Source organism: Streptomyces sp. NPDC005408, assembly GCF_040606445.1.
GTDB lineage: Bacteria > Actinomycetota > Actinomycetes > Streptomycetales > Streptomycetaceae > Streptomyces.
Genome location: NZ_JBEXEX010000017.1, coordinates 107,088 through 118,999 on the forward strand (window position 1 = coordinate 107,088; position 11,912 = coordinate 118,999).

The window sequence follows — 11,912 nt, forward strand, 5'->3', positions numbered from 1 at the left end:
ATTTCCGGGCCCCCCATCCCGGCAAGCCCACCTATAGCTCCACATGACGGGCGTCTGCCCCAACGGACACCTTTCGTCATCGATCGCGCTGGACTCCGCCGGGTCCAGCGCGATTTTTTTGTGCCCGGGGAGAGGCGGCGGCCGGTCGGCCCTGAGTCCTGGGGGAGGGGCGGCCGGAGGGGTGGCCGGAGGGGTGGGGAGGTGCTCGGAAGGTGGTGCAATTGCACATATTAAATTGGTCGGTTGTAGGGAGGGGGTAAATTCCCCCGTTCGGGAAACCTGTTCGGTGACTCCCGTCACACTGCACAACTCTTGCCAAAGTCGAGCGTGCCACGGGCGAACTCGCGTGCAGGCAGGGCCGGGTCACTCGAGTACGGGAGCCTCGGCCTCGGGGCGGGGGGCGGCTTCGGAGGGCTCCGCGGAGGGCTCCATGGCGAGCGTTAAGAGGCGGTAGCAGATCGGGCAGTGCCGTGTGAGGTGCCGATAGCCGGATGCGGCCTTCAGATGGGCGCGCAGAAGCGCTCTGGTCTCGTGCTGCCTCGCTGCGGACGCCGCCATGCACGTCACCTCCGGTGTGTGCCGTCCTCTATGCACTGGGTACCGGTGGCAGATGACGCCGTCAAGACGCCCGGCACACGCCTGCGGCGGGTGTGACGCCAGTGCCGCGTGAGTCGTCCGGCGGGCCGGTTTCCCCTACCCGCCCCTTCCCGGCTGTGACATGTGTGGCTCCGCCGCGTGGGGGCAAGCCCGCGGGGTCCGGGGCGGAGCCCCGTACACGACGAAGGCCCGCACCGAACGGTGCGGGCCTTCGTAATCACTGCGGTCCTGACGGGATTTGAACCCGCGGCCTCCACCTTGACAGGGTGGCGAGCACTCCAAGCTGCTCCACAGGACCTGGTTTCGCAGCCCTCATGTGCGTTGGCTGCGAGAGAGACTGTACAGCAGGTCAGTGGGTGCGGTCGAACTCGATTCAAGCCGCTCCGCCGCGTCAGGGCGCCGCCGCGTCGATCGCCTTCACGATGCGCTTGTCGGAGACCGGATGCGCCGTGCCCAGGGCGTGTGCGAAGTAGCTCACCCGCAGCTCCTCGACCATCCAGCGGATGTCCAGGACCTCCTGCGGGACCGGCCGGCCCTGCGGCATCTGCTCCAGCAGCCAGGCGTACTCGTCCTGCATCTCGTGGACCTTCTCCATGCGCGTCGTGTCGCGCTGGACGGCCGTCGGCATCTGCTGGAGCCGGCGGTCCACGGCCACCAGATAGCGCATCAGGTCCGGCAGCCGGCGCAGGCCGGTCTTCGTGACGAAGCCGGACGGCATCAGGGCCGCCAGCTGCTCGCGCACGTCCTGGACGTTGTTGACCAGCGTCAGGCTGTTCGTGGCCTTCAGGCGGCGCTCACAGGCCTGCCAGGCGGCCAGGATCTGCTGGACCTGGCCCACCGTCCGTACGGTCGCGTCGACGAGGTCGGCCCGCACCTTGTCGTACAGCTTGCGGTACGACTCCTCGTCCCAGGCCGGACCGCCGTGGTCGGCGATCAGCTTGTCCGCCGCGGCCATGGCGCAGTCGTCGAAGAGCGCCTGGATCGAGCCGTGCGGATTGCGCGACAGGGCCAGCTTCTGCTGGTTGGTCAGCTTGTCGGAGGCGAACTTGGCAGGGTTCACAGGGATGTTGAGCAGGATCAGCTTCCGCGTGCCCTGCCACATCGACTGCTGCTGCTCGGCCTCGGTGTCGAAGAGGCGTACGCAGACGCTGTCGCCGGAGTCGACCAGCGCCGGGTAGGCCTTGACCGGCTGGCCCGCGCGCCGGGTCTCGAAGACGCGGGTCAGCGTGCCGATCGTCCAGTCCGTGAGGCCCGAGCGCTCGATGGACTCGCCCGAGGGGCCCGCGGTCGCCGCCGCGGCCTTGGACAGGGCCTGGCGCGCCCTCGGCCTCAGCTGGAGCTTCAGCGCCTCCAGGTCCTTGTTCTCGGCCAGGTTCTTGCGGCGCTCGTCGACGATCCGGAACGTGATCTTGAGGTGGTCGGGCATCCGGGTCAGATCGAAGTCGTCGGCAGTGACCGGGACGCCGACCATGCGCTGGAGCTCACGGGCGAGCGTGGTCGGCAGCGGCTCCTGCAGGGGCACCGCCCGCTCCAGGAATGCCTTCGCGTAGTTCGGCGCCGGGACGTAGTGCCGCCGGATCGGCTTCGGCAGGGAGCGGATCAGCTCCATCACCACGTCCTCGCGCAGCCCCGGGATCTGCCAGTCGAAGCCTTCGCTCGTGACCTGGTTGAGCACCTGGAGGGGGATGTGGACGGTCACACCGTCCGCGTCCGCGCCCGGCTCGAACTGGTACGTCACCCGGAACTTCAGCGGACCCTGGCGCCAGGAGTCGGGATAGTCGTCCTTGGTGACCTGTCCGGCCTTCTCATTGATGAGCATCTCGCGCTCGAAATCGAGGAGTTCGGGCTCGTCCTGGCGCTTGTGCTTCCACCACGAGTCGAAGTGCGCGCCGGACACGACATGTTCGGGTACGCGCTGGTCGTAGAAGTCGAAGAGCGTCTCGTCGTCCACCAGAATGTCGCGGCGGCGGGCGCGGTGCTCCAACTCCTCGACCTCGGTGAGGAGTCTGCGGTTGTCCGCGAAGAACTTGTGGTGCGTACGCCAGTCGCCCTCGACCAGCGCGTTGCGGATGAAGAGATCGCGGGAGGTCTCGGGATCGATGCGCCCGTAGTTCACCTTGCGCTGGGCGACGATCGGCACGCCGTACAGGGTGACCCGCTCGTACGCCATCACGGCGGCCGCGTCCTTCTCCCAGTGCGGCTCGCTGTAGGTGCGCTTGATCAGATGCTGCGCGAGGGGCTCGATCCACTCCGGCTCGACCCTGGCGTTGACCCGCGCCCACAGCCGGGAGGTCTCGACGAGCTCCGCCGACATGATGAAGCGCGGGGGCTTCTTGAAGAGCGCAGAGCCGGGGAAGACGGCGAACTTGGCGCTGCGGGCACCCAGATACTCGTTCTTGTCGGTGTCCTTCAGGCCGATGTGCGAGAGCAGACCGGCCAGCAGCGAGGTGTGGACGGACTGCTCGGGAGCGTCCTCCTCGTTGAGATGGATGCCCATCTGCTTGGCGACCGTACGCAGCTGCGCGTAGATGTCCTGCCACTCGCGGATGCGCAGGAAGTTCAGATACTCCTGCTTGCACATCCGGCGGAAGCTGGAGGAGCCGCGCTCCTTCTGCTGCTCGCGGATGTACCGCCAGAGGTTGAGATGGGCGAGGAAGTCGGAGGTCTCGTCCTTGAAGCGGGCGTGCTGCTGGTCGGCCTGCGTCTGCTTGTCGGCGGGCCGCTCGCGCGGGTCCTGGATGGAGAGCGCGGCCGCGATCACCATGACCTCGCGTACGCAGCCGTTCTTGTCGGCCTCGATGACCATACGGGCGAGCCGCGGGTCGACCGGGAGCTGGGAGAGCTTGCGGCCGAGCTGGGTCAGCTTCTTCTTCGGGTCCTTCTGCGCCGGGTCGAACGCGCCCAGTTCCTGCAGGAGTTGGACACCGTCGCGGATATTGCGGTGGTCCGGCGGGTCGATGAAGGGGAACTTCTCGATGTCGCCGAGGCCGGCCGCGGTCATCTGGAGGATGACGGACGCCAGGTTCGTACGCAGGATCTCGGCGTCCGTGAACTCCGGGCGGGACAGGAAGTCGTCCTCGTCGTACAGCCGGATGCAGATTCCGTCCGACGTACGGCCGCAGCGGCCCTTGCGCTGGTTGGCGCTGGCCTGACTGATCCGCTCGATGGGCAGGCGCTGGACCTTGGTGCGGTGGCTGTAGCGGGAGATACGGGCGGTGCCCGGGTCGATCACGTACTTGATGCCGGGGACGGTCAGCGAGGTCTCGGCGACATTCGTCGCGAGAACGATCCTGCGGCCGGTGTGCGACTGGAAGACGCGGTGCTGCTCGGCGTGCGAGAGCCGCGCGTACAGCGGCAGCACTTCCGTGAAGCGGTACTGCTTCTTGTTGAGCGCGTCCGCGGTGTCGCGGATCTCGCGCTCCCCGGAGAGGAAGACGAGGATGTCGCCCTTGCCCTCGCCCTGGAGCTCCTCGACGGCGTCGCAGATCGCGGTGATCTGGTCGCGGTCGCTCTCTTCGCTCTCGTCTTCGAGAAGAGGGCGGTAGCGGACCTCGACGGGGTACGTACGGCCGCTGACCTCGACGATCGGGGCGTCGCCGAAGTGGCGGGAGAAGCGCTCCGGGTCGATCGTCGCGGAGGTGATGATCACCTTGAGGTCGGGGCGCTTGGGCAGCAGCTGGGCGAGATAGCCGAGCAGGAAGTCGATGTTCAGAGACCGCTCGTGGGCCTCGTCGAGGATGATCGTGTCGTACGCGCGCAGCTCGCGGTCCGTCTGGATCTCGGCGAGCAGGATGCCGTCCGTCATCAGCTTGACGAAGGTGTCGCCGCCGACCTGGTCCGTGAAGCGGACCTTCCAGCCGACCGCCTCGCCGAGAGGGGTGCGCAGCTCCTCCGCGACGCGTTCGGCGACGGTGCGGGCGGCGATCCTTCGCGGCTGCGTATGGCCGATCATGCCGCGTACGCCCCGGCCCAGCTCCAGACAGATCTTCGGGATCTGGGTCGTCTTGCCCGAGCCGGTCTCGCCCGCGACGATCACGACCTGGTGGTCCCGTATCGCCTCGAGGATCACGTCCTTCTTCTGGCTGACCGGGAGCTGCTCGGGGTACGTGACCTCGGGGACCCGGGTGGCGCGCCGGGCCGCGCGGGCAGCGGACTGCTCGGCCTCGGCGGCGATCTCGTCCAGCACGGCCTGCCGCGCCTCGGGCTTACGGATGCGGCGGGCGCCTTCGAGACGGCGGCCGAGCCGGTGGGCGTCGCGCAGTGACGCCCCGGCCAGCAGGGTCTGAAGGTCTGCGAAGGAAGTAGACATACGGGTCCCAGGATCGCACTCCCGGGAAAGCACTGGCGAACGCATTTCGCTCACGAGCTGGTGCAGTATGGAGCAGATCCGTCCACTTCCGGAACCGGGGGGAAGCACGTCCATGCCGATCGGCCGCGAGTTCCGGCGCCGTCTTCCGGCAACCGTGACCGCGCTGCTGCTCCCCGCGTTCTTCGCGTACTCCCTCGACTCGGCGGGCAAGCTGCTGGCCCGCACGGGAATCTTCTACGCGGGACTGGCCACGACCCTTGTCCCGCTGGGCGCGGCCGGATCCTTCGCCGGGCGACTCTTCTACGGCCACCGCGAGCTGCTGGTCTCCACCGGCGGCTGGCTGATCATCGCGCTCGGCGCGGCCCAGATCCTGGGGATGGGCTTCGCCTCACGCCGTATGACCGAGATCTCGGGCCGCATCCGCCCGACGACCGCGGTCTCCGTCTACGCCCTCGGCCTGGTCTACGGCCTCGCGGGCTTCTGCGCGGGCCCGATCCTCGGCAGCGTCCTGACGGTGGCGGCCCTGACCGGCAGCCCGCCCTACGGCGGCCTGCTCCTCGCGGTCTACGCCCTGGGCATGGCCGTCCCCCTCTTCCTGCTGGCGCTCCTGTGGGACCGCCTCGACCTGGGCAAACGCCGCTGGCTGCGCGGCCGTTCGCTGCACGTCGGCCGCTTCGAGCTGCATACGACATCGCTGCTGTCGGGCCTCTTCTTCATTGTGCTGGGGGCGGTCTTCCTCGCCTTCGACGGCACGACGTCGCTGCCGGGGCTGCTGTCGGTCAACGACTCGTTCGCCGCGGAACAGTGGGCAACCGGCCTCGGTGAGGCGGTCCCGGACTGGGCACTGCTGATCGTGGTGGCGGCGGTGGCCTCCATCACCCTCGGCGTCCGCGGCTGGCGCCGGCGGGAGCGGGCGTAGGAGACGAAGGGCCCGGTCCGTGGCGGACCGGGCCCTTTCGCTTGTACGGGTCCAGATACGGCGAAAGCCCCGGTCCGCGGGGGACTCGGGGCTTTCGGGTTGTGGCTGGGGCCGGGGTCGAACCGGCGACCTATCGCTTTTCAGGCGATCGCTCGTACCAACTGAGCTACCCAGCCACGCAGCTCTTACGAGCCGCAGCGGTCCTGACGGGATTTGAACCCGCGGCCTCCACCTTGACAGGGTGGCGAGCACTCCAAGCTGCTCCACAGGACCAAGCAATGTGCGAGCACAAGTCTCGCACATGGTTAAGCGTGCCCCCAACGGGATTCGAACCCGTGCTACCGCCTTGAAAGGGCGGCGTCCTGGGCCACTAGACGATGAGGGCTAAGGGCCCACCTGGGCGCTTCGCAGCGCGTCGGGGACGTGAGAAGCATATGGGATGCGGGGAGCTATCGCCAAAACGGTTTACGGGGTCTGGCCCGCGGCGGAGCCGCTGATGTCAGCGTGCTCCCCTGGACAACGTAGTCGGGGAGGAAGAGGCAGGCAGGGAGGGGACGCTCGGGGACGGGGTCGCGCCCGGGTGGTTGTCCTCCGGGAGGTGGCGGCTGACCTCGGCCGTCGTCAGGCCCAGGCCTCCCAGCGTGATCTCGTCCCACGCCTGCAGCCGTCTGGTCGTACGGTCCAGATACAGGACCGACGCCCGTACCTTCTCCGGCTTCTCGTTCTGGACCGCGCGCAGGCCGCCGCCGCCCGTCGAGCCCTCGACCTTCAGGCGTGTGCCGTGTGGGAGTACCTCGGTCTCGCGGTGGTGGACATGGCCCGCCAGGACCAGCGGGACCTCGCCGTCGGTCTCGCGGGCTGCGACCGGGTTGTGGGTGACCGCGATGTCGACGGGGGTCCCGGCGCGGGTCTGGTCGCGCAGGGCGGAGGCGAAGCGGATGCCGGTCATGCGTTCGGCCGGGTCGCCCTCGGCGACGATCGAGCGGTCGGGCGTGAACTGGGGGTCGCCGAAGCCCGCGATGCGCAGGCCCGCGACCGTGACCGCCCGGCCGTCGTCGAGGACGTGCACGTTCTTCAGGCGGGCGAGATACGCCTGTGTGGCGCCGGAGTCGTGGTTGCCGCGGACCCAGACGTAGGGCGCGCCGAGGTCGGGGATCGGGTCGAGGAAGCCGTTCTCGGCGGTGGTGCCGTGGTCCATGGTGTCGCCGGAGTCGATGATCACGTCGATTCCGTACTGCTCGACGAGCGAGCCGATGATGTGCCACGCCGCCGGGTTGAGGTGGATGTCCGAGACGTGCAGCACCCGCATCGTGCGGGGGTCCGGCTGGTACGTCGGCAGGGTGGAGGTCGCGTCGTACAGCTTGGTGACATTGGTGACCAGGCGCGCCAACTCCTGCTGGTAGACGTCGAATTCGGTGACGATGGAGCGCGCGTTGCCGACGACCGAGGGGGCGCTGGAGAGCAGTCCGGAGAACTTCGGTTCCAGGACGGACTTCGGGTTCCAGGTGGCGTACGCGGAGATGCCGGACGCGGTCAGCAGGGCGAGCGCGAGACCGCCGGCTGCGAGGGCCCGGCGCGGGCGGCGGTAGACCGCGAGGCCGAGCGCGGTCGCTCCGGAGACGACGGCGACGCAGGAGCGCACGGCCAGTTCGGTGGTGCCGTCGGTCACGTCGTGGACGACCTCGTCCTGGAGACCGGAGATGCGCTCGGGGTGCTCGACCAGCGCCTGGGAGCGGACCGGGTCGAGCTGGTCGACGTCGACGTCGAGGCGGACGGGCGCGACATGCGAGTCGAGCTCCAGCGCGCCCAGCGGGGAGACGTTGATCTTCGTTCCGCCGGAGAGGGACGGGCGCAGGGTCATGGTCGTGTCCATCGGGCCGACCGGTGTACGCACGCTGCCGACGATCAGGAGGCCGAGCCAGGCTCCGAGGAGGACCACCGCGGTGAGGCCCAACGCACGGGTCCACGGGTGCGGGCCCTGGACCAGGGTGCTGGTGGGACCTGTGTTGCGTGAGCGGTAGTGGCGCTGGAACCGGGTGAGCGCGGCGCGGATCGATCGGGTCGGTTCCGGGGCTTCACGGGCCATTGGTCCCGTATGCCCATTCCGGGGGGCGGCCATGCCGGGGCGACCGCCCGGGCGCCGTACGTGACAATGGCCACGTGCTGGAGATGACGCGCGAGGAGTTCGAGGAACTGGTCGCCGAGGCCCTGGACAGGATCCCGCCCGAGCTGACGCGGCTGATGGACAACGTCGCGGTGTTCGTCGAGGACGAGCCCGCCGCCGACGACCCCGAGCTGCTCGGGCTCTACGAGGGGACTCCGCTCACCGACCGCGGCGAGTGGTACGCGGGCGTGCTGCCGGACCGGATCACCATCTACCGCGGGCCGACGCTGCGGATCTGCGAGACCCGGGAGGACGTCGTCGAGGAGACCGAGATCACCGTCGTGCACGAGATCGCCCACCACTTCGGGATCGACGACGAGCGGCTGCACGCGCTGGGGTACGGATGAGCCACTCGAACTATTCCCACGGACCCTCCTCGGAGGCGATCGATCCGGATGTCGATCTTCATGTGCCCGCGCAGCGCGCCGAGACCGCGGGCGCGCACAAGTGGGTGGTGCTCGCGGTGATCGCGGGGGGCGGTGTGGCCGGGGCGTGTGCGCGGTACGGAGTGTCGCTGGCCTGGCCGTCGGTGTGGGCGACGCTCTGCATCAATCTGCTCGGGTGCGCGCTGATCGGCGTGCTGATGGTCCTGGTCAGCGAGGGCGGCCGGGGCGGCAGGCCCGCGCATCCGCTGGTGCGGCCGTTCCTCGGTGTCGGTGTGCTCGGCGGCTTCACCACCTTCTCCACGTACGCACTGGACTTCAAGAAGCTCCTCGAGCGCGAGGAGGCGGGCACGGCGCTGGTGTACGCGGCCGGGACGGTCGTGGGGGCCGTGGTTGCGGTGTGGCTGGCGGCCTCGGCGACCCGGGCGGTCGTGGCGCGGACGGTCCTCAAGTGACCTGGCTCCTGGTGGCGGTGGGCGCCGCGGTCGGCGCGCCGCTGCGGTATCTGACGGACCGTGCGGTCCAGGCGCGGCACGACTCGGTGTTCCCGTGGGGGACCTTCGTGGTCAACGCGGCGGGCAGCCTGGTGCTGGGCGCGCTCTCCGGTGCGGCGGTGTCCTCGCAGACGTACGCAGTGCTCGGTACGGGTCTGTGCGGTGCGCTGACGACGTACTCCACGTTTTCGTACGAGACGCTGCGGCTGGCCGAGCGCGGCTGGATGTTCCTCGCGGCCGCGAACGTCGGCGCGTCGCTGCTGGTGGGGCTCGGATCGGTGTTCCTGGGCGCGGAGTTGGCGAGCGGGCTGGTGGCGTAGGGGCGCTGTCCTTGGCGCGCGGTGCGTGTCCCTTGTGGGGCACAGGGAGTTGGGCAGTGAAACCTGTCCTATTTCCCGTGCCCCCGGAGGTGCCGCTCGTGCGCCAGTTGTCCGCCCCAGGCCGTTTGGCTGTCTGGATCGCCGCGTCGCTGGCGGTCGCAGCCTCGGCAGGCTGTATGAGCGTGAGCGACGACGAGGGCGGGAAGCCGGCGCCCCGTTCGACCAGCGACCGGCGCGGGACGGTGGCCGAGCCGGACGGAGGGCACGCGGCACCGGGCGGGCGGCATGCCGCCGGGGGGCGCGACGGCTCGGACACGTCCGGCGAGGACGGTGAGGACGGGGCGTCGCCGAGCCCGAGCGATTCCGTGGGCCCCACGACGAGGCCCTCGGAGGGCGGGCAGAAGCCGCAGCAGCCGGGGCAGCCCGAGCCGACGCGGGGCGGAGTGTCCCCGTCCGTACAGCCGTCACCGCCGCAGCCTTCGCCGTCCGAGCCGCCGCCGGTGAGCCCCTCGCCGCAGCCGAGCGAGCCGTCGGATCCGCCGTCGGCGTCGTCGGCTCCGGAGGTGCACGCGGGGGCGATGCGGATGGCGGACGGGCAGGGGACGCAGGGCGAACCGACGGCATCGCCGCAGGTGGGGCCCATGTAGAGGCTGTGCGGGGACCCATGTAACCGGAGTCACTCGGGTGTGGTTTGCCTTTTGTGGGGGAGGGTGCGTATGGTTATAGATCGTTTGATCCCATTGCCCGGCGCCGACACAGAAGAGCGCCGCGTGGCGCGTACTCTCCCTTGCCGTGGCTGACCGCATTGAGGCGGTCGAATTTGCGATTCACGGAGTTTGGGCGCGTGCCGAGACTCCGGAAGGTTTCGCATTTCGCATGTCCACTTTCAGTACTGATCACGCCGTCATGCCCGAGAACAACGAGGCCGTGGCGGCTTCCGCTGCCGAGATCGTCGAGGCGTCCGAGGCCGTTTCCGAGGCCGTCGAGACCGTAGAGACCGACGACAACGTCGAGGCTGCGGAGACCGAGGCCGCTGAGCCGACCGTCACCTTCGGCGACCTGGGTCTGCCCGAGGGCGTCGTCCGCAAGCTCGCGCAGAACGGCGTGACCGTCCCCTTCCCGATCCAGGCCGCGACCATCCCGGACGCCCTGGCCGGCAAGGACATCCTCGGCCGTGGCCGCACCGGCTCCGGCAAGACCCTCTCCTTCGGCCTGCCGACCCTGGCCACGCTGGCCGGCGGCCACACCGACAAGAAGAAGCCCCGCGCGGTCATCCTCACCCCGACCCGTGAGCTCGCGATGCAGGTCGCGGACGCGCTGCAGCCGTACGGCGACGTACTCGGCCTCAAGATGAAGGTCGTCTGCGGCGGTACGTCCATGGGCAACCAGATCTACGCGCTCGAGCGCGGCGTCGACGTCCTCGTCGCCACGCCGGGCCGACTGCGCGACATCATCAACCGTGGCGCCTGCTCCCTCGAGAACGTCCAGGTCGCCGTCCTCGACGAGGCCGACCAGATGTCCGACCTGGGCTTCCTGCCCGAGGTCACCGAGCTGCTCGACCAGGTTCCCGCCGGCGGCCAGCGCATGCTCTTCTCCGCGACGATGGAGAACGAGATCGGCACGCTGGTCAAGCGCTACCTGTCCAACCCGGTCAGCCACGAGGTCGACAGCGCCCAGGGCAACGTCACGACCATGACGCACCACGTGCTCGTCGTGAAGCCGAAGGACAAGGCGCCGGTCACCGCGGCGATCGCCGCCCGCAAGGGCCGCACCATCATCTTCGTCCGCACCCAGCTGGGCGCGGACCGTATCGCCGAGCAGCTGCAGGACTCGGGCGTCAAGGCCGACGCGCTGCACGGCGGCATGACGCAGGGCGCCCGTACGCGCGTCCTCGAAGACTTCAAGAAGGGCTACGTCAACGCGCTCGTCGCCACCGACGTCGCCGCCCGCGGTATCCACGTCGACGGCATCGACCTGGTCCTGAACGTGGACCCGGCCGGCGACCACAAGGACTACCTGCACCGCTCGGGCCGTACCGCCCGCGCCGGCAAGTCCGGCACGGTGGTGTCGCTGTCCCTGCCGCACCAGCGCCGCCAGATCTTCCGCCTGATGGAGGACGCGGGCGTCGACGCCTCGCGCCACATCGTCCAGGGTGCGGGCGCGTTCGACCCGGAGGTCGCCGAGATCACCGGCGCCCGTTCGCTGACCGAGGTCCAGGCCGACTCCGCGAACAACGCCGCCAAGCAGGCGGAGCGCGAGGTCGCCGACCTGACCAAGCAGCTGGAGCGCGTGCAGCGCCGCGCGGCCGAACTCCGCGAGGAGGCCGACCGCCTGGTGGCGCGCGCGGCGCGTGAGCGTGGCGACGACCCGGAGACCGCGGTTGCCGAGGTGCAGGCTGTCGCCGAGGCCGAGGTCGCTGCCGAGGCTGCGGCTTCGGTGCCGGAGCAGTCGGAGCGCCGCGAGGAGCGTCCGGCGTACGACCGTCGTGACGACCGGGGCAACTTCGAGCGCCGTGGCGGCGACCGTCGTGACGACCGCGGCGGCGACCGTGGTGGCTTCCGTCGTGACAACGACCGTCCGTCGGGCGGTTTCCGCCGCGATGACCGTCCGTCGGGTGGCTTCCGCTCCGGTGGCGGCGACCGTCGTGACGACCGCGGCGGCGACCGTGGTGGCTTCCGTCGTGACAACGACCGTCCGTCGGGCGGTTTCCGCCGCGATGACCGTCC

General features: G+C 69.7%; 9 protein-coding genes and 4 tRNA genes. 6 read left to right on the top strand and 7 right to left on the bottom strand.

The annotated features are described in order from the left end of the window. Positions 1 to 363 precede the first annotated feature (363 nt). The 3 genes from ABZS64_RS18520 to hrpA form a co-directional block, all read right to left on the bottom strand. The gene (locus ABZS64_RS18520) at positions 364 to 558 is read right to left on the bottom strand and encodes a DUF6274 family protein (protein WP_355830275.1); all 195 of its coding nucleotides are present in this window, start codon (positions 556 to 558) and stop codon (positions 364 to 366) included. Positions 559 to 820: 262 nt separating this feature from the next. Further along, positions 821 to 895: transfer RNA gene (locus ABZS64_RS18525), tRNA-Asp, on the bottom strand. Between the two features lie 93 nt (positions 896 to 988). Continuing rightward, positions 989 to 4,906: an ATP-dependent RNA helicase HrpA gene (gene hrpA, locus ABZS64_RS18530; RefSeq protein ID WP_355830278.1), complete on the bottom strand. Its 3,918-nt coding sequence runs from the start codon at positions 4,904 to 4,906 to the stop codon at positions 989 to 991. 112 nt (positions 4,907 to 5,018) lie between these two features. Between hrpA and ABZS64_RS18535 the strand changes: the two genes are divergently transcribed. Further along, positions 5,019 to 5,825: a cytochrome c biogenesis CcdA family protein gene (locus ABZS64_RS18535; RefSeq protein ID WP_355830280.1), complete on the top strand. Its 807-nt coding sequence runs from the start codon at positions 5,019 to 5,021 to the stop codon at positions 5,823 to 5,825. 102 nt (positions 5,826 to 5,927) lie between these two features. On the opposite strand, the gene ABZS64_RS18540 is transcribed toward ABZS64_RS18535, so the two are convergent. The 4 genes from ABZS64_RS18540 to ABZS64_RS18555 all read right to left on the bottom strand — a co-directional run bounded on the left by ABZS64_RS18540 (position 5,928) and on the right by ABZS64_RS18555 (position 7,911). Next, a tRNA-Phe gene (locus ABZS64_RS18540) sits at positions 5,928 to 6,001 on the bottom strand. A gap of 22 nt (positions 6,002 to 6,023) precedes the next feature. Further along, a tRNA-Asp gene (locus ABZS64_RS18545) sits at positions 6,024 to 6,098 on the bottom strand. A gap of 39 nt (positions 6,099 to 6,137) precedes the next feature. Further along, positions 6,138 to 6,210: transfer RNA gene (locus tag ABZS64_RS18550), tRNA-Glu, on the bottom strand. 114 nt (positions 6,211 to 6,324) lie between these two features. Further along, the gene (locus tag ABZS64_RS18555; RefSeq protein WP_355830281.1) at positions 6,325 to 7,911 is read right to left on the bottom strand and encodes a metallophosphoesterase; all 1,587 of its coding nucleotides are present in this window, start codon (positions 7,909 to 7,911) and stop codon (positions 6,325 to 6,327) included. Between the two features lie 74 nt (positions 7,912 to 7,985). Here ABZS64_RS18555 and ABZS64_RS18560 point away from each other — a divergent pair, with 74 nt between their 5' ends. From ABZS64_RS18560 to ABZS64_RS18580, 5 genes are all read left to right on the top strand, one after another. Further along, positions 7,986 to 8,336, top strand: coding sequence for a metallopeptidase family protein (locus tag ABZS64_RS18560; RefSeq protein WP_186357137.1), 351 nt, complete (start codon positions 7,986 to 7,988; stop codon positions 8,334 to 8,336). Further along, on the top strand, positions 8,333 to 8,827 hold the full coding sequence (locus tag ABZS64_RS18565; RefSeq protein ID WP_355830284.1) for a CrcB family protein: 495 nt from the start codon (positions 8,333 to 8,335) through the stop codon (positions 8,825 to 8,827). Before ABZS64_RS18560 ends, ABZS64_RS18565 begins: the two co-directional genes overlap by 4 nt. Further along, positions 8,824 to 9,186, top strand: coding sequence for a CrcB family protein (locus ABZS64_RS18570; RefSeq protein ID WP_355830286.1), 363 nt, complete (start codon positions 8,824 to 8,826; stop codon positions 9,184 to 9,186). Before ABZS64_RS18565 ends, ABZS64_RS18570 begins: the two co-directional genes overlap by 4 nt. A gap of 176 nt (positions 9,187 to 9,362) precedes the next feature. Then, complete coding sequence (locus tag ABZS64_RS18575; RefSeq protein ID WP_355830289.1) at positions 9,363 to 9,833, top strand: hypothetical protein; 471 nt, start codon at positions 9,363 to 9,365, stop codon at positions 9,831 to 9,833. 229 nt (positions 9,834 to 10,062) lie between these two features. Further along, a partial coding sequence (locus ABZS64_RS18580; RefSeq protein WP_355830292.1) for a DEAD/DEAH box helicase occupies positions 10,063 to 11,912 on the top strand: 1,850 nt, incomplete at its 3' end.

Coding starts and splice junctions, on each gene's coding strand:
- ABZS64_RS18575 (WP_355830289.1), top strand. CDS start 9,363: ATGAGCGTGAGCGACGACGAGGGCGGGAAGCCGGCGCCCCGTTCGACC.
- hrpA (WP_355830278.1), bottom strand. CDS start 4,906: ATGTCTACTTCCTTCGCAGACCTTCAGACCCTGCTGGCCGGGGCGTCA.
- ABZS64_RS18535 (WP_355830280.1), top strand. CDS start 5,019: ATGCCGATCGGCCGCGAGTTCCGGCGCCGTCTTCCGGCAACCGTGACC.
- ABZS64_RS18565 (WP_355830284.1), top strand. CDS start 8,333: ATGAGCCACTCGAACTATTCCCACGGACCCTCCTCGGAGGCGATCGAT.
- ABZS64_RS18555 (WP_355830281.1), bottom strand. CDS start 7,911: ATGGCCCGTGAAGCCCCGGAACCGACCCGATCGATCCGCGCCGCGCTC.
- ABZS64_RS18520 (WP_355830275.1), bottom strand. CDS start 558: ATGGCGGCGTCCGCAGCGAGGCAGCACGAGACCAGAGCGCTTCTGCGC.